We start from the raw sequence: 16,877 nt of genomic DNA on the forward strand, positions 1-16,877 counted from the left end.
TTGTGAAGTTGTATAGGCTGGATGTTCAATCATTAACTTTAAAAGGATTTAAAGATGCATTGTTCGGAAAAGGAACTCCTGGACTTGTTGGCTTATCCCGAAAACTTTGAACGAGATTTCGTGCCTGTCAAAAAACGGTCTGCTCAAGGGTTTTCCTCACTCGATCAGCAAGGGGCTGCCGGGTCGTTGTTGGGCGGCAATTTGATTGCCACGGCGCGAGGCCTGTCACGTCAGGACAAACGCGACGTCAACGCTTCCGTACGCTATGCGCAGTGGTATGCGAGTCAGACCCGTGATCGTGAAACGGATTCCCAAGGCTGGTTTTCAGCTTTTGCAATTACGCTGTGGGGAATGGGCTGGGAATATGAAGATAAAAACGTTGTTGAGGAAAGTTACAGTAGCTTTTCTGGTCGGCTGAGTTCGGCTTATTTGAACATGATTGCGGGTGTTAATAGTCGAATGGCGAAAATCACAAGCGATATGTTTGAGGCTCTTATGGTTAATTCGTCTGCCCTTGTTTCATTGTCTAAAGAAAGTCGCTACGGCAGGGAGTTTGCGATTGCCCCGGCTGAATATGACAGCGGGGGGCGGTTGGTGGTGGGGTTGAATGATTACTCGTTAAGGGCAAAGGTCCAGCGTGAGGAGTTTCTGTTTTGGGATTGGCGCGTGGGCGATGTGACGCTCACGCATCGTGCTGTGCCGTTAACTCTGAACAGAGCCAGGTTTGAAGAGGTCCGTCAGGAGTTGAATCACCGGCTCGACCTGATTGCCGATGCGATTTTCGAGTTTTACGCGGAACGTCGGTGAGAGCGACTGTATGTCGGTTTGAGGGGCGGACCCTTTACGACACGCGGTCTTATGATGACGCGCGCCAATGCAGGCATAATATGGCGCGCTTCCGGTTGGAGGCGCTTTCATTTTTTGATCTGGTAGCCCTTTGAACAACCTTCCTCTTCCCCGCGCATTACGCCCCTCGGCTTGTCCGGGGTTACTGCGAATTGTGCAGGCCAGAGACGGTGGTATCTGCCGCATAAAACTCACCGGAGGTGTGTTGAGCGCGATGCAGGCGAACGCCATTGCCGATGGTGCGCAGCGTTATGCCAGTTCGGTGATCGAGGCCACCAACAGGGCAAATGTGCAGATTCGAGGCATTGGCAAGGACGAAGCTGCATTGATCGAAGGTCTGATCACGGCGGGCCTCGGCCCATCGAAGGCGGCGGGCGACGATGTGCGCAACCTTATGTTGAGTCCGAGTGCGGGCATTGATTCGCAGATGCTGTTCGATACGCGAAACCTGGCTCAGCAAATCCTTGCGACACTCCAGGAACATGAGCGCTTTCACGAGCTCAGCGCTAAATTCGCCGTGCAACTCGACGGCGGCGAAACTTTGGCGATGCTCGAACACGCCCATGATCTGTGGTTGTCGGCTGTCCATTGTGATGGTGAACTGCGGTTGGCATTCGGGCTTGCGGGATGTCCCACCGAATTGCCGGCCGGTACTGTCGGGTTGGATGACGGACACGGCCTGATGGTCGCAGTGCTTGAGCTGTTCCTGGAACTGGCGGGCCCCGACCAAACGCGCATGCGCCACTTGCTGGCCAATGTTTCGACCGCGGTGTTCCTCGGTCGACTGGCCGAGCGCGTGCCCTTCAGCCCTATTGCAGATTGGCAGCGATCATCGAAACCAAACGTCCTGCACATTGGCGCGAATCCGCAGGCGCAATCCGGTTATGTCCATGTTGGCGCTGTGCCGCCGCTGGGGCGGCTCGATGGCACCATGCTGCGTGGCGTAGCTCAATTGGCACAGGATTACGGCGATGCAACATTGCGGTTCACACCCTGGCAAAGCTTGTTGCTGCCGAATATTCGCGATGAGGACGCCGCTGAAGTCATGCGTCGCCTGCGCGCGTTGGGCCTGTTATGTGACGCTGATCAAGCATTGTCACGGTTGATCGCTTGTACCGGTTCGACGGGCTGCGGCAAAGGTCTAGCCGATACCAAGGGTGATGCCTTGCAATTGGCTGCGCTGCTGCAAGGACAGGGGCAGGTACTGAATGTGCACCTGAGCGGTTGCTCGCGATCCTGTGCCGCCGCACACACTGCGCCAGTCACCCTGCTGGCCGTTTCCGCCGGTCATTATGACCTCTATTTTCGCGATGCAGCGCAACCGGGTTTCGGCACGCTGCACGCACACAACCTGACTATTGAAGCGGTCGCAGCCCTGCTCGACGCCCGCTCACGGAGCCCCCTTGATGCTTGATTACATCCGCGACGGTCAGGAGATCTATCGCAACTCCTTCGCGATCATTCGCGCCGAGGCCAACCTCGACCGCATCCCGGCCGATCTGGAGAAACTCGCGGTCCGTGTGATTCACGCGTGCGGCATGGTCGAGGCCATCGACGGTTTGCAGTTTTCCGAAGGCGCGGGTAAGGCCGGGCGTGATGCGCTGGCTGCTGGTGCGCCGATCCTCTGTGATGCGCGGATGGTTTCCGAAGGTGTGACCCGTGCGCGCTTGCCGGCGAACAATCCAGTGATCTGCACCCTGCGCGATGAAAGCGTTCCCGAGCTAGCCCGCGAGCTGGGCAACACTCGCTCCGCCGCCGCGCTGGAACTGTGGCGGCCGCATATGGAAGGCAGTGTGGTGGTGATCGGCAACGCGCCGACCGCGCTGTTCTATCTGTTGGAAATGCTCGATGCCGGCGCACCGAAACCGGCGCTGATCCTCGGCTTCCCGGTAGGTTTCGTCGGTGCCGCCGAATCCAAGGCAGCGCTGGCGGCGGACAGCCGTGGCGTGCCGTTTGTCATCATGCAAGGTCGCCTGGGCGGAAGCGCCATGGCCGCCGCCGCTGTCAATGCCCTCGCCACGGAGATCGAATGATGCAGCAACCTGGACGTTTGATCGGCCTTGGCGTGGGCCCTGGTGATCCGGAACTGATTACCGTCAAGGCCTTGCGCCTGCTGCGCGAATCGCCGGTGGTGGCGTACTTCGTGGCCAAGGGCAAGAAGGGCAACGCTTTCGGCATCATCGAAGCGCATCTGCAAGACGCGCAGAATCTGCTGCCGCTGGTTTATCCGGTGACTACCGAAGTGCTGCCGGCACCGCTGTCCTATGAGCAAGTCATCAGTGATTTCTACGATGAGGCCGCCCAGGCGGTGGCCGCGCATCTGGATGCCGGTCGCGATGTGGCGGTGATCTGCGAAGGTGATCCGTTCTTCTACGGTTCCTACATGTACCTGCACGACCGCCTCGCCGAGCGTTATCAAGCGGAAGTGGTGCCGGGTGTGTGTTCGATGCTGGGTGGCGCATCGGTGCTCGGCGCGCCGCTGGTGTATCGCAATCAGAGTTTGTCGGTGCTTTCCGGTGTGCTGCCGCACGATGAGCTCAAGCGTCGCCTGGCCGATGCCGATGCGGCGGTGATCATGAAGTTGGGACGTAACTTTCCCAAGGTGCGCCAGGTGCTGGAAGAACTCGGCCTTGCCGAACGTGCGTTGTACGTCGAGCGCGCGACCATGGCCAATCAGAAGATCGTGCCGCTGGATCAGGTCGAGCCGATGTCTTCGCCGTACTTCTCGTTGATCATCGTTCCCGGCGAAAGGTGGCAAGGCTGATGACCCGTCCAGTTCCGGCGATTGTCATTCTCGGCAATGGCAGCCTCGCCACCGCGCGCAGGATTCAACAGGTCTACCCCGACGCCCTGATCCACGGATTGGCCGAACGGGTGGACGGTGCTGATCATGTCTATCGTGAATTCGGTTCGACCTTGCGCGAGTTGTATCAACAAGGTACGCCGATCATTGCTCTGTGCGCTGCCGGGATTGTGATCCGCACGCTGGCGCCGCTGTTGCTGGAAAAAGGTGCCGAGCCTCCAGTACTGGCGGTGGCCGAAGATGGCAGCGCCGTAGTTCCGCTGTTGGGCGGTCTCGGCGGGGTGAATGTGATGGCGCGTGAGATTGCCGCCGCACTGGACGTTTCGGCGGCGATCACCACCAGCGGTGAGTTGCGTTTCGGAACGTGTCTGCTCAACCCGCCCAGCGGCTATGTCCTTGGCGATCTGGAATTGGGTAAGCGTTTTGTTTCCGACCTGCTGGCCGGTGAAACGGTGCGCATCGAAGGTTCTGCACCGTGGCTGGCCCAAGCGCAATTGCCTGAGGATGCTCAGGCGCGACTGGCGCTACATGTCGGCCATGCCGAACGGACGCCGCAGGCTAACGAACTGCTGATCTATCCACGTAGCGTCGTGGTGGCGGTCAGTGGTGCGGTTTCAGATCTGTCGAACGCCATTCGCCAGGTTTTGCATCAGGCCGCAATTGCCGTGCAATCGCTGGCTTGCCTGTTGGCCCCCGATACCGAAATGACCCACCCGGCGCTGCGAGAAACTGCGCGTGAACTGGGTGTGCCCTTGCGGTTTGCCAAGGCTGAAACCGATATGGGTGAACTGGCGCGCAACGCTGTCGGCCAGCCTGTTTCCATTCTTGGCGATGACGCGATTGCCATCGCTGTTGCCGATAACCCACTGGATCCGTTGCTGATCGGTCGCCCTCGCGGACGCTTGGCGGTGATTGGTCTGGGGCCGGGCGCCGCCGAACTGATGGTGCCAGCGGTCAAGTCGGAGCTGGCTCGCGCCAATGATGTGCTGGGTTACGAGACTTACGTACGCATGGCCGGGCCGTTTCGCGCGGATCAGGTGCTGCACTGCACTGACAACCGCGAAGAGATGCAGCGCGCCCGTCACGCCTTCGAACTCGCCGCTCAGGGGCGCTCTGTCGTGGTGGTGTCCTCGGGTGACCCGGGCGTTTTCGCCATGGCCGCGGCGGTGCTGGAGGCGTTGCACGAATCCACTGATGTCCATTGGCACAATGTCGATCTCGAGATTCTGCCCGGGGTTTCCGCCTCGCTGGCGACGGCTGCCCAGGCCGGTGCGCCGCTGGGGCATGATTTCTGTGTGCTGTCGCTGTCGGATAACCTCAAACCCTGGGCCATTATCGAGAAGCGCCTGGACCTGGCGGCTCAAGCCGATCTGGCGCTGGCCTTTTACAACCCGATCTCGCGCTCTCGACCATGGCAATTGGGTCGGGCATTGGAAATTGTCGCCGGACATCGCTCCCCTGAAACCCCGATAGTGCTGGGGCGAGATATTGGTCGTCCGGGTCAGACGCTGCGAGTGACAACACTTGGCCAGTTGACTCCAGACCAGGTGGATATGCGCACCATGGTCCTGGTGGGCTCATCCACTACTAGTGCATTTACGCGTGCAGGTGGCGGTAGTTGGGTATACACGCCACGCTGGTACGGAGAAAAACCCGCCTCTTGAAGTCTTGACCTTCGACAAAAAAGCCACGGCAGCTGAGTATTTATTCGTGCTGCTGTGGCTTTTTTGTTCTCTTGACCAATGCGTCAGAGAATGTAGGTTAATGCTGGCATGTGCAGCAGATATTGACTTGCCTAATTATGTATTGAGTCGGAGTGTTTGCCTTTGCCTTTGCCTTTGCCTTTGCCTTTGCCTTTGCCTTTGCGTGAAGCGTGAGTTGTTGTGTGTGATTTTGTATGTTCATTTGCGTGCTTTTTTTCAAAAATTATTTAATGCCGTTTCAGTGGTATTTTTTAGTTGCTTTTTAAGGCCTTGAAGTTACTTGGTGGTTGCGATAGGTTTTGTTGGGTGATTTATTGAAGTTATCGTCAGTATTAAATAAAAAAGGAATTTTAAATGAACAAGATGAATGATGCAGAAGCTCACGCATACTTAGATCAATGCCTTGAGCAATGTAGGATGAAGTTGGCGCTGGCCGGTCCGAAGAGTCGGATGCGTATGGCAATGCAGCTGCCGATTGATCGGGATGAACTGAACGCCGCAATCATGGGCGATGGCATTGTTGGTTTTTTGGAGGGGATGAGCAGGCGTAACAAACGTATTGTAAAAAATACCTACGCGTATGCTTCGATCTCTGCAAAGATCCTGTTCCCGAGTAAAACGCAGAGGGCCGCCCGTTACGAGGCTTTCAAAAATCTGATGTTCGCCCTTGGGTGGACCAATTATCATGCAGCTTTAACTCGCTACAAGTCGAGCAGCGCTAAATTGACGATGGACAATGTAGCTCTGGACATTGTTCATTCGGCAGCCGGTGGGCTGGCTGGCACCGCCGCTAATGCGCTTAAAGTCGTGGCGGACAAAACCATTGATGCACTCAAGAAACAACCCGATGCGGTAAATTTATTCGAGAGGAATACTGCAGATGCCGATGGTATTAACTTCGGCGTTTCTGTTTGCAAGCAAGATGACGATGCGGAAGTGTCGATGGTCGTGGGTACGGTGAGTTGCATTCCATCGATGCAGCACACTAGAGTGCTGTTCGTGGAATGGAATAGCTCCGATCTGGATATTTATCAAGGTAAAGCGTATTTCACTATTCACGAAGAGGATCTGAGGAAAGAGGCTGAGACCATCAAGTTTCTTGACGAGCTCCGAGAGGCTCTTTTTTACGAGTATTCGCCGACTTAAGTACAACTCGGTTGCCAGAGGCATTTACCTCTGGCTTTACGTCGCGGCTATCCCTAAGGCACCAGATACCCCTTCACCCCGGTGAAAATAATCTGCGCCGCCAACGCACACACAAACAACCCCATCAACCGGCTGACAATCTGCAAGCCCTGGTCGCCGAGAATGCGTTCGATGCGGCCGGACAGATACAGCACCACTCCTACGGTGAAGCTGGCTAACGCAATACCCACGATGGCCGTGAGCTTGTCGTCCCAGTGCGGCTGGCCCACGCCCATCACCAGCAAGGCGCCGATGGTGCCGGGCCCAACCGTCAGGGGAATGGTCAGCGGGACGATGGTCACGTCCTGCTGCACGTTGTCGGTCTGTACCGCTGACTTGCCTTGCGCCATGGCCAGTGCCGAGATGAACAGCACGCTACCGGCACCAATGCGGAATGCGTCCACAGTAATGCCGAAGACGCTGAAAATCACCCGTCCGAACAAGTACAGCAACACGCTGGAGATCAGTGTGGCGAGGGCCACTTTCCAGGCCAGGCGGCGCTGTTCCTTGCGTGAATAACCGCGAGTCAGGCTGATGAAGCAGGACAACACGAAGAAGGGGCTGTAGAGCACCAGCATCTTCAGGTAAACACTGAACAACACATGGAGCATGGTGCAAGCTCACTGGCGAGGGAAGTCGAGGGGGAGTCTATCAGGCGCTGCGGGGTCTGTCGGCTCAGGACGTGGGTGTCGCCGCCCGATTTAGCTGATCACGTTGGGTGACCCAGTGTTCGATCAATTCGCGCAATTGCGAAAGCTCGACCGGTTTGGCCATGTGCCCATCCATGCCGGCCTGGCGTGCACGCTCTTTATGCTCAGCGAGAATGTGGGCGGTCAATGCCACCACCGGAGTACGAGTCCGTTGGTTGCCAACTTCCCATGCGCGCAATTGCTGGGTGGCGGAGAAGCCATCGAGGATCGGCATTTCGCAGTCCATCAGGACGAGGTCGTAACGTTGGGCTTTCATCGCCTGCAAGGCTTCTTCGCCATTGCTGGCAGTGTCCGGTTGCAGGTTGAGCTTGCCCAGCATGCCGCGGATGACCTTGGTCGAAATGCTGTTGTCTTCCGCGACCAGAATACGGAAATCACTCGGAACCTTGACCGGCAGGGTAGGGACGTTTTGCGGTAGCTGAGTGAAGGCGAGACCCTTGTTGCGCTGCGTCAACTCGTCGGCGAGGGTCGTTTTAAGCGTGTACCCGGCGACCGGTTTGGCGAGGATGCGTTTGATCCCCGAGTTGCGGGCGATGATCTTGCTGGGCGCATTGCTGATGCCGGTCAGCATGATCAACAGGATGTCGTGGTTCAGGCTTGGGTCTTCCTTGATCTTGGCCGCCAGTTGCATGCCAGTCATGCCGGGCATGTTCTGGTCGAGCAGGACCACATCGAAGTAATCGCGCAGGTGTGCCTTGGTGCGCAACAGCGCCAGCGCTTCCTTGCCGGAAGGCGCGGCGCTGACGTTCAGCCCCCAGGCCGTGCACTGTTGCACCAGCACCTTGCGACAGGTGTCGTTGTCATCCACCACCAGCACGCGTGCGCCTTGCAGCGGGCCATCGAGGTCGGAGGTCGGGTGTTCGAGGCGGTCGGGGTCCAGCGGCAAGGTCAGCCATAGCGTGCTGCCTTGATTGGTGCCGCTCTTGATGCCGAATTCCCCTTGCATCAGGCGAATCAGTTGGCGAGCGATCACCAGCCCCAGGTTGCCGCCCAGATGCGTGGCCGAGAGGAAGTGCCTGCTGTGCAGTTCGGCGTGCATCAGCGCATCGCGCTCTTCGGCGTTCATGGGTTCGCCGCTGTCCTGTACGGCGATGCGCAGGCGCGGTTTGGCGGTGCGCTCATCGAGAGCGACGACGATCAGGATTTCGCCTTCGTCGGTTTTCTTCAGGGCGTTTTCAAGCAGGCTCAGGAGGGTCTGGCGCAGACGCGTCGGGTCTCCGCTGATGACCCGTGGGACCTGCGGCTGAATAAAGCTGATCAGCTCGACGTTCTGCTGTTCGGCCTTGGCACGGAAGATACTCAGGCAATCTTCGATCAGCGCGTTGAGATCGAACTGCACATCATCGAGTTCGATCTGCCCGGATTCGAGCTTGGAAATGTCGAGAATTTCGTTGATCAATGTCAGCAGTTCGTTGCCGGCACTGTGGATGGTCTGCACATAGTCGCGCTGCTTGACCGAGAGCGGCGTGCCCAGCAGCAGCTCGGTCATGCCCAGTACGCCGTTCATCGGCGTGCGGATTTCATGGCTGATTTTCGCCAGGAACTCCGCCTTGGCATTGATCTCGGCATTGCTGGCGGCCAGATCGCGACTGATGCTGAAACGGCTTTCGGTGATGCTGCGCTGTCGCTCACTCAGGGCAATGCTCATCAGCAAACCACTGAGGCAGATGAGTGCCAGCAAGATAGTGATCAACCCGTGGGGCTCGATCAGGGTCAACCCCAACAGGGCTGGGAGAATAATCAGCGTCCCAAGGTTGAACACAACCATCGCCGCCACGAAAAAGCGTGCCGGGCGATAGTTTTTTTGCCAGTGATAGGCGCTGATGAACAACATGGTCAGCCCCGCCAGGGCCACCAAGCCGTAGGTGATGAAGTTCAGTGGCAAGGTGTTGACGAACAACAACATCAGGCCACAGGAGGAGATGAGCAGCACTTCTCCCATGATCAGCTTGTTCAGGGGGTGCGGACCCAGAGGAGCGAAGAACCGGTTAGTCAGCATCAGGCCGCAAGGCGCTGTCAGCAGCAACGCCAGGTACGCTCCTGGCGTTTGCAGTGCACGCCAGTCCGGCAGCCAGGCCCCGGCGATGTTCAGAAACAACAGCAGGCTGAGCATCAGCAAGCCCTCGCATGCCGCTACCCAGAGGCTGCTGCGAGAACGGGTGTAGGTATAGCGCAGGAGGTTGTGCAGGATCAGCATCGTGATGCAGCCGAACAGCAGTCCGTAGATCAGCGTCTGGCCCTGATTGGCGGCGGTCATGACGGCCGCTTGCAGGGTGACGTAGGGCCTCAACTGATGGTCGGAGTTAAGCCGCAGGTAGACGTCGAGTGGCTTGTCGCTTTGGGGTAGCGGCAACATGAAATCACTGCTGGGCAGTGGCCGCGCCGCCTGGGGCTGTTCGTTGCCCGTGTTGGCTTGATCGACCAGCTTGTCGCCGTCCAGCACATACAGGTCGAGTTGGCGCAGATCGGGAGCGAACACCCGCAGCAATTGTTCATGCTTGCCGGGCGAGAGTCTGAATCGCAGCCATAAGGCGCCATCGGGCTCGGCTGCCGTGAGGCGGTCGAGTTCGATGGGGCTGAATTGATTGGTGTAGCGGGCAGAGCGGATGTCGCTGAGTTGCAGGTCGCCCTGTTCGTCGAGCAATACTGCCCAGCCACTGCCTTGCTCGGCCTGGGCCGGTAGCATGCAGAGCAAGGTCAGCAGCGTGACGGTTAAACTTATGGCAATCCTGAGCCAGCGCACGGCGAAATCCCTTCTTAGGTTAATGCCAGAATATAACGATGCGCGGCGCCGGAATAGCCAGGCAAGGAATCGAGTCCGTTGCCTGGCGCGGTGTTGACCTTATTCCTGATTTTCGCCACGCTCGCGGGCAATGGCGCGGTAGCCAATGTCCTTGCGATAGAAACAGCCTTCCCAATCAATGCTGGCCGCCAGCTTGTAAGCCTGCTGTTGGGCAGCGTCGACGCTGACGCCCATGGCAGTGGCGCAAAGCACCCGACCACCGGCCGTTACAACCTGACCGTCCTTGAGCGCCGTACCAGCGTGGAAAACTTTGCCTTCCAATGCTGCCGCAGCGTCCAGGCCGTTGATAGCCACGCCTTTGGCGTAGTCACCAGGATAGCCGCCTGCGGCCAATACGATACCGACGCTCGGGCGTGGATCCCATTGCGCTTCGACCTTGTCCAGCGCCTGCGCCAGGGCCGCTTCGACCAGCAGCACCAGGCTCGACTGCAAACGCAGCATGACCGGTTGGGTCTCAGGGTCGCCGAAACGGCAGTTAAATTCGATAACTTTTGGGTTACCAGCCTTGTCAATCATCAGGCCTGCATACAGGAAGCCAGTGTAGACGTTACCTTCCTCGGCCATGCCGCGCACGGTCGGCCAGATCACCAGGTCCATGACGCGCTTGTGCACGTCGGCGGTGACGACCGGGGCAGGGGAGTAAGCACCCATGCCGCCAGTGTTCGGGCCAGTATCGCCGTCGCCAACGCGTTTGTGGTCCTGGCTGGTGGCCATCGGCAAGACGTTCTTGCCATCGACCATGACGATGAAGCTGGCTTCTTCGCCGTCCAGGAACTCTTCGATGACGACGCGCGAACCGGCTTCGCCAAAGGCATTGCCTGCCAACATGTCGCGTACCGCGTCTTCGGCTTCAGTCAGGGTCATGGCGACGATCACGCCTTTACCGGCGGCCAGGCCGTCGGCCTTGATTACGATCGGCGCACCTTTTTCACGCAGATAAGCCAGGGCAGGCTCGATCTCGGTGAAGTTCTGGTAGTCGGCAGTCGGGATCTTGTGGCGCGCCAGGAAGTCCTTGGTGAACGCTTTCGAACCTTCCAGCTGCGCAGCGCCAGCGGTCGGACCGAAGCAGTCCAGGCCACGGCTGCGGAACAGGTCTACAACGCCGGCAACCAATGGCACTTCAGGGCCAACGATGGTCAGGGAAACGTTTTTCTCGGCGAAGTCTGCCAGTTGCTCCAGGGCCAGCACGTCGATGGCGACGTTCTCGCACTTGGCTTCGATGGCGGTGCCGGCGTTACCCGGTGCCACGAACACTTTCTGCACGCGAGGATCCTGAGCCACTTTCCAGGCCAGTGCGTGTTCACGGCCACCGCTGCCAATGATCAAAACATTCATTTCAAAAACCTCGGATGACGCTAATTCGGGGATGCATCCTGCTGGATGCTGACTGTAGGAGCCGGCTTGCTGGCGATCGGGTCATCGCTGTTTACCTGCCAGACCGCTATCGCCAGCAAGCCGGCTCCTACAGTGGGTGTGTTATCAGTGACGGAAGTGACGCATGCCGGTGAGCACCATGGCGATGCCGGCTTCGTCGGCAGCAGCAATCACTTCGTTGTCACGCATCGAGCCGCCTGGCTGGATCACCGCAGTGATACCGACCTTGGCCGCGTTGTCGATGCCGTCGCGGAACGGGAAGAATGCGTCGGATGCCATGACCGCACCTTGAACCTGCAGGCCAGCATGCTCTGCCTTGATGGCAGCAATGCGTGCGGAGTTCACGCGGCTCATCTGGCCAGCGCCGACACCGATGGTCTGGCGGTTCTTGGCGTAGACGATGGCGTTGGACTTCACGTACTTGGCGACTTTCCAGGCGAAGATCAGGTCATTGATTTCCTGTTCGCTCGGGGCGCGCTTGGTCACCACTTTCAGGTCGTCGGCGCCGATCATGCCGATGTCGCGGCTCTGCACCAGCAGGCCACCGTTGACGCGTTTGTAATCCCAGGCAGCGGCGCGATCAGCCGCCCACTCGCCGCAGGCCAGCAGGCGCACGTTGGCTTTGGCGGCAACGATGGCGCGGGCCTCTTCGCTGACGCTCGGGGCGATGATCACTTCGACGAACTGACGCTCGACGATGGCCTTGGCGGTCTCGGCATCGAGTTCGCGGTTGAAGGCGATGATGCCGCCGAAAGCCGATTCGGTATCGGTGGCGTAGGCCAGTTCGTAAGCCTGACGGATGCCGCCTTCGGCGTCCGGGCTCACCGCCACGCCGCACGGGTTGGCGTGCTTGACGATCACGCAGGCTGGCTTGACGAAGCTCTTCACGCATTCCAGCGCGGCATCGGTGTCAGCCACGTTGTTGTACGACAGCTCTTTGCCTTGCAGTTGGGTCGCGGTGGCGATGCCGACTTCGGCAGGCTTGGCTTCCACGTAGAACGCCGCGCTCTGGTGCGGGTTCTCGCCGTAGCGCATTTCCTGAGCCTTGATGAACTGGCTGTTGAAGGTGCGTGGGAACTCGCTGCGACCGGAGGTCGAGAGTGTCTCGGCAGCCTGATTCACGGTGCCCATGTAGTTGGCGATCATGCCGTCGTAGGCCGCGGTGTGTTCGAATGCCTTGAGCATCAGGTCGAAACGCTGAGCGTAGGTCAGGCCGCCGGCCTTGAGGCCTTCCAGGACGCTGGCGTAGTCGCCGGCATTGACCACGATGGCCACGTCTTTATGGTTTTTTGCTGCCGAACGGACCATGGTCGGGCCGCCGATGTCGATGTTCTCGATAGCGGTCGGCAGGTCGCAGTCAGGCTTGTTGATGGTGGCTTCGAACGGGTACAGGTTGACCGCGACCAGATCGATCGGCTTGATGCCGTGCTCGTTCATGATGGCGTCGTCGATGCCGCGACGACCGAGGATGCCGCCGTGGATTTTCGGGTGCAGGGTTTTCACCCGGCCGTCCATCATTTCCGCGAAACCGGTGTAATCCGCGACTTCCACTGCGGCAACGCCGTTGTCCTGCAGCAGCTTGAACGTTCCGCCGGTGGAGAGAATCTCGACGCCCAGGGCTTCAAGCTCTTTGGCGAATTCGAGGATCCCGGTCTTGTCGGAAACACTGATCAAGGCGCGGCGGATCGGCAGGCGGGTAGTCTGGTCGGTCATTTCAATTTCCATCAAAAGCAAAGGAGTCAGCAAAAAAGGCGACCGGTTTTACGCGGGCGCCTTTCTGGTTTGATTGAATGCTTACAGCAAATCGTACTGCTTGAGTTTCTTGCGCAGCGTGCCCCGGTTCAGTCCGAGCATCTCGCTGGCCTTGGTCTGGTTGCCCTTGACGTAGTTCATCACGCACTCGAGCAGGGGGGCCTCGACTTCGGAGAGCACCAGGTTGTACACATCCGTGACGGCAGCGCCCTCAAGGTGGGCGAAATAATTGTGCAGCGCCTTCTCGACACTCCCGCGAAGGGTCTGACCTTCTTCGCTCGGCGTATTGAGGTGCTGTTTCAAATTCACGTTGTCGCTCACGGGTGTTGTTCCACTCACTAAAGTCTCGGTCATCATCGTCATGCGGCCACCCCTTCTCCGTCCCCTGTCAGGCTCTTGTAACGCTCGGCAAAAAACTCCCGAACGTTGGCGCATTGTGTTTCCGTACCATCCAAACGATTGAAGTGGGCGCGAAATTCCCTGGCGCCCGGCAAGGTTGCGAGATACCAGCCCACATGCTTTCGAGCGATACGGACGCCCATGACATCGCCATAGAAGACGTGCAGGGCAGCCAGATGCTCTAGCAGAATGCGTTCCACCTCGATCAGCTCCAGCGCCGGGAGTTTCTCGCCGGTACGCAGGAAATGATCGATCTCACGAAAAATCCACGGCCGCCCCTGGGCCGCCCGGCCAATCAACAGGCCGTCAACACCGGTCGCATCGAGCACGTACCGGGCTTTCTCCGGCGAATCGATATCGCCGTTGGCGAAAACCGGTATCGACACGGCCTGCTTGATCGCGGCAATCGTGTCGTACTCGGCTTCACCGGTGTACAGGTCGGCTCGGGTGCGGCCATGCACCGCCAGTGCCGTAATGCCTGCCTGTTCAGCGATCTTCGCCACCGTCAGGCCGTTCTTGTTGTCCCGGTCCCATCCGGTCCGGATCTTCAGGGTCACCGGCACATCAACCGCAGCCACGACGGCCTGCAGGATCTCGGTAACCAAGGCTTCATCCTTCAACAGCGCGGAACCGGCAGCCTTGTTGCAGACCTTCTTCGCCGGACAGCCCATGTTGATGTCAATAATCTGTGCGCCCAGTTCGACGTTGGCCCGGGCCGCGTCCGCCAGCATCTGTGCGTCACCACCGGCGATCTGTACCGAGCGTGGCTCGGGATCACCTTCGTGGATCATGCGCATGCGCGATTTGCGGGTATTCCACAAACTCATGTCGCTGGTGACCATTTCCGAGACGACTAGCCCTGCACCCAAGCGCTTGCAGAGCTGACGAAAGGGTTGGTCAGTGACGCCCGCCATCGGGGCGAGAATCAAGCTGTTTTGTAATGTGTATGGACCGATGCGTACCGCCGACATAGGACTTCCCTGTTGTGGGGCCGGATCATGAGAGTTCGAAAAAGGGTTGGCATGATACCCGCTCTCGATGACTGGATAAAGGCTGAATTGAACAAAATCTGAACAGTTATTCTGTTATTACCAGCGGTTTGGTTCGGTGGGAGGCAGTCAGAAAGTCGACGTCAATCCCGGCGCGGGGAAGCTTTTCACTCCGGCGAGTGAAAGCTCAGGCTGTAGTTCACCGCTTTGGCGCCTGGATCGAGAATGTCCAGTGCGATGTGGATAGGCGTTTGTGGTGGCATTTCCACCATGCCTTCGAGATCGCCGTTGAGGTACTCGCCGGGTTTGAAGCGTCGACTGGCGATCAGGTGGCCGTTGAGGTCTGCAAAGCGCAGTTCCAGCAGTGGGAAGGGTTGGGAGAAAGGGGCGCGATTATAGATGATGGCATCGACCACCAGCGCGCCGTTGAACTCCGGATGGCTGCGCACAACCAGGTTGCTGCTTTTGATTTTCGCGATGTCGACCCTGGACGGAACGTCGCAACCGATTTGCGGGCACAGTTGCTGGAACCATGGACGGTATTGGTCTTGTCGCGCCAGGTTGTCGAAGTCGTAGGCGATGTACTGGCCGACGAGGGCGCCAGCGGCGAGCAGGGTCAACAACAACCAGAACAGGCGGCGGCCCCAGGGAGAGCGGCGCTTTTGCCAGTCCAGTTGCAGCGGATCGTCGGTCAGGTCCTGCAGTACTTCAGCGCGCACGCCGGGTTCGCTGCGTTCGCGTCGCTGGCGCAGCGGTTCGACCGGCGGCAGTTCATCGTCGATCTCGTGCTCGTCGGCTGCCGACAGGCGTTCATGGTTGAGCGGTGTGTCGAGCGGATCGTGCAGTCGCAGTTGTGGCGGCTGCGATTCGTCGTCCAGCTCCACCGGCTCCAGAGACAGGGAAGGTTCGGTGCGCGAGCCTTTGTCCGATTCAATCGTCGGCTCGGGTGTCTCGAAACTGTCGAACGGGGGCTCGGTTTTTGCGCGATCGGCGGCCGACTCGCTGAACAGACTGTCGGACCACGGCTCATCGTCCTGTTCGACGGAATCGCGACGGGCACTCAGCGAGTCGTCGCGATGGCGACCAAGTTCGGTGGCGGGCTGGATTTCCCGCTGTTCAAGCCGGGCAAGCTCTTCGTCGAGATCCAGGCTGTCCAGATCCAGCGCGGTCGCGCTCCATTGCTTTTGGCTGATGGCGCGGGGCTCTTGCGGCGTTTCGGCTGCCGGTGGGATTGGCGCCTCCTTGCCGGCCTGCTCAAGCAGTTGCTTGGCGGCATTGAACACCTGCAGGCACGAGCCGCAACGAACCACGCCCCGCGCCACGCTCAACTGAGCATGGCTGACGCGGAAGCTGGTTTGGCAATGCGGGCACTGGGTGACGAAACTGTCGGTCATGCGGCGATCCGGTATAGGCAGGCGGTCATTCTAGCGCCGACGACCAGTGATGCGCACCCAGCCGTCGCGATTGGCGATCGGGTCCAGATCGAAGTCCTTCGCGTAGGCGGCAGCGACGTCATCGCCTTGCTCGGCGAGGATGCCCGACAGCGCCAGGCGGCCGCCTGATTTCACCAGGCGGGTCAACTGTGGCGCCAGGGACACCAGCGGGCCGGCGAGAATGTTGGCCACCAGCACGTCGGCCTGAACCTGCGGCAGATCTTCCGGCAGGTACAGCGGGAACAGGTGTTCGGCGATGTTGTTGCGCCCGGCATTGTCGCGGGAAGCTTCCAGCGCCTGCACGTCGATGTCGGTGCCCACGGCTTCCTTGGCGCCCAGCAGCAGGGCGGCAATCGCCAGAATCCCCGAGCCGCAGCCAAAGTCCAGCACGTTGCAGTCTTTCAGGTCCTGGCCGTCGAGCCATTCCAGGCACAGTGCGGTGGTCGGGTGGGTGCCGGTGCCGAATGCGAGGCCCGGGTCTAGCAGCAGGTTCACTGCATCGGGTTCCGGTGCGGCGTGCCAGCTCGGCACGATCCACAGGCGCTGGCCGAATTGCATCGGCTGGAAACCGTCCATCCAGCTGCGTTCCCAGTCCTGGTCTTCGATCACTTCGCTGTGGTGCTCGGGCAGCGGGCTGCCGGTCAGCAGCTCAAGATGGGCCAATACCGGGCCTGGCTCGGTGCCGCCTTCGAACAGCGCCAGCAGGTGCGTGTGGGACCACAGCGGGGTGGTGTTGAGTTCCGGTTCGAAGATCGGTTGATCCTCGGCATCCATGAAGGTCACCGACACGGCGCCCACTTCAAGGAAAGCGTCTTCGTAGGTTTCGGCTTGTTCTGGGCTGATGGCGAGACGGACTTGCAGCCAAGGCATGGCGGGCACC

General features: G+C 59.3%; 14 protein-coding genes. 6 read left to right on the plus strand and 8 right to left on the minus strand.

Going from position 1 to position 16,877, the window contains the following annotated elements; translation table 11 throughout:
* Positions 1–54 precede the first annotated feature (54 nt).
* The 6 genes from CKW15_RS14440 to CKW15_RS14465 all read left to right on the plus strand — a co-directional run bounded on the left by CKW15_RS14440 (position 55) and on the right by CKW15_RS14465 (position 6,498).
* Entirely contained in the window at positions 55–807 is a 753-nt protein-coding gene (locus tag CKW15_RS14440) for a hypothetical protein (protein WP_095152294.1), read from the plus strand.
* A 130-nt stretch (positions 808–937) separates the two neighbouring features.
* Positions 938–2,260 carry a precorrin-3B synthase gene (gene cobG, locus CKW15_RS14445; RefSeq protein ID WP_095152295.1) on the plus strand — a complete coding sequence of 441 codons (1,323 nt, stop codon included), beginning with the start codon at positions 938–940 and terminating at the stop codon, positions 2,258–2,260.
* Positions 2,253–2,879 (plus strand): precorrin-8X methylmutase, encoded by a 627-nt coding sequence (locus CKW15_RS14450; protein WP_095152296.1) that lies wholly within the window; start codon positions 2,253–2,255, stop codon positions 2,877–2,879. Before cobG ends, CKW15_RS14450 begins: the two co-directional genes overlap by 8 nt.
* A complete protein-coding gene (locus CKW15_RS14455; protein WP_095056511.1) occupies positions 2,879–3,610 on the plus strand; it encodes a precorrin-2 C(20)-methyltransferase in 732 nt (243 codons plus the stop codon). Before CKW15_RS14450 ends, CKW15_RS14455 begins: the two co-directional genes overlap by 1 nt.
* Positions 3,610–5,313 (plus strand): precorrin-3B C(17)-methyltransferase, encoded by a 1,704-nt coding sequence (cobJ, locus tag CKW15_RS14460; protein ID WP_095152297.1) that lies wholly within the window; start codon positions 3,610–3,612, stop codon positions 5,311–5,313. The genes CKW15_RS14455 and cobJ overlap by 1 nt, the downstream gene beginning before the upstream one ends.
* Positions 5,314–5,706: 393 nt before the next feature.
* Entirely contained in the window at positions 5,707–6,498 is a 792-nt protein-coding gene (locus tag CKW15_RS14465; RefSeq protein ID WP_095152298.1) for a hypothetical protein, read from the plus strand.
* 53 nt (positions 6,499–6,551) lie between these two features.
* On the opposite strand, the gene CKW15_RS14470 is transcribed toward CKW15_RS14465, so the two are convergent.
* The 8 genes from CKW15_RS14470 to prmA all read right to left on the minus strand — a co-directional run bounded on the left by CKW15_RS14470 (position 6,552) and on the right by prmA (position 16,867).
* Positions 6,552–7,148 carry a MarC family protein gene (locus CKW15_RS14470; protein WP_095056287.1) on the minus strand — a complete coding sequence of 199 codons (597 nt, stop codon included), beginning with the start codon at positions 7,146–7,148 and terminating at the stop codon, positions 6,552–6,554.
* Between the two features lie 64 nt (positions 7,149–7,212).
* Positions 7,213–9,990, minus strand: coding sequence for a hybrid sensor histidine kinase/response regulator (locus CKW15_RS14475; RefSeq protein WP_095152299.1), 2,778 nt, complete (start codon positions 9,988–9,990; stop codon positions 7,213–7,215).
* 99 nt (positions 9,991–10,089) lie between these two features.
* On the minus strand, positions 10,090–11,385 hold the full coding sequence (gene purD / locus CKW15_RS14480) for a phosphoribosylamine--glycine ligase (protein WP_095152300.1): 1,296 nt from the start codon (positions 11,383–11,385) through the stop codon (positions 10,090–10,092).
* Between the two features lie 144 nt (positions 11,386–11,529).
* Positions 11,530–13,137 carry a bifunctional phosphoribosylaminoimidazolecarboxamide formyltransferase/IMP cyclohydrolase gene (purH, locus tag CKW15_RS14485; RefSeq protein WP_095152301.1) on the minus strand — a complete coding sequence of 536 codons (1,608 nt, stop codon included), beginning with the start codon at positions 13,135–13,137 and terminating at the stop codon, positions 11,530–11,532.
* A gap of 81 nt (positions 13,138–13,218) precedes the next feature.
* Positions 13,219–13,539, minus strand: a complete 321-nt coding sequence (gene fis / locus CKW15_RS14490; RefSeq protein WP_015093301.1) for a DNA-binding transcriptional regulator Fis — start codon at positions 13,537–13,539, stop codon at positions 13,219–13,221.
* Entirely contained in the window at positions 13,536–14,546 is a 1,011-nt protein-coding gene (gene dusB / locus CKW15_RS14495; RefSeq protein ID WP_095056283.1) for a tRNA dihydrouridine synthase DusB, read from the minus strand. The genes fis and dusB overlap by 4 nt, the downstream gene beginning before the upstream one ends.
* 185 nt (positions 14,547–14,731) lie before the next feature.
* Positions 14,732–15,958: a DUF3426 domain-containing protein gene (locus CKW15_RS14500; protein WP_095152302.1), complete on the minus strand. Its 1,227-nt coding sequence runs from the start codon at positions 15,956–15,958 to the stop codon at positions 14,732–14,734.
* Between the two features lie 30 nt (positions 15,959–15,988).
* Positions 15,989–16,867, minus strand: coding sequence for a 50S ribosomal protein L11 methyltransferase (gene prmA, locus CKW15_RS14505; RefSeq protein ID WP_095056281.1), 879 nt, complete (start codon positions 16,865–16,867; stop codon positions 15,989–15,991).
* Positions 16,868–16,877: the final 10 nt, after the last annotated feature.

Source organism: Pseudomonas sp. Irchel s3b5 (assembly GCF_900187435.1).
Taxonomy (GTDB): domain Bacteria; phylum Pseudomonadota; class Gammaproteobacteria; order Pseudomonadales; family Pseudomonadaceae; genus Aquipseudomonas.

Coding starts and splice junctions, on each gene's coding strand:
- CKW15_RS14440 (WP_095152294.1), top strand. CDS start 55: ATGCATTGTTCGGAAAAGGAACTCCTGGACTTGTTGGCTTATCCCGAA.
- CKW15_RS14450 (WP_095152296.1), top strand. CDS start 2,253: ATGCTTGATTACATCCGCGACGGTCAGGAGATCTATCGCAACTCCTTC.
- CKW15_RS14455 (WP_095056511.1), top strand. CDS start 2,879: ATGCAGCAACCTGGACGTTTGATCGGCCTTGGCGTGGGCCCTGGTGAT.
- cobJ (WP_095152297.1), top strand. CDS start 3,610: ATGACCCGTCCAGTTCCGGCGATTGTCATTCTCGGCAATGGCAGCCTC.
- CKW15_RS14465 (WP_095152298.1), top strand. CDS start 5,707: ATGAACAAGATGAATGATGCAGAAGCTCACGCATACTTAGATCAATGC.
- CKW15_RS14470 (WP_095056287.1), bottom strand. CDS start 7,148: ATGCTCCATGTGTTGTTCAGTGTTTACCTGAAGATGCTGGTGCTCTAC.
- purD (WP_095152300.1), bottom strand. CDS start 11,385: ATGAATGTTTTGATCATTGGCAGCGGTGGCCGTGAACACGCACTGGCC.
- purH (WP_095152301.1), bottom strand. CDS start 13,137: ATGACCGACCAGACTACCCGCCTGCCGATCCGCCGCGCCTTGATCAGT.
- fis (WP_015093301.1), bottom strand. CDS start 13,539: ATGACGATGATGACCGAGACTTTAGTGAGTGGAACAACACCCGTGAGC.
- dusB (WP_095056283.1), bottom strand. CDS start 14,546: ATGTCGGCGGTACGCATCGGTCCATACACATTACAAAACAGCTTGATT.
- CKW15_RS14500 (WP_095152302.1), bottom strand. CDS start 15,958: ATGACCGACAGTTTCGTCACCCAGTGCCCGCATTGCCAAACCAGCTTC.
- prmA (WP_095056281.1), bottom strand. CDS start 16,867: ATGCCTTGGCTGCAAGTCCGTCTCGCCATCAGCCCAGAACAAGCCGAA.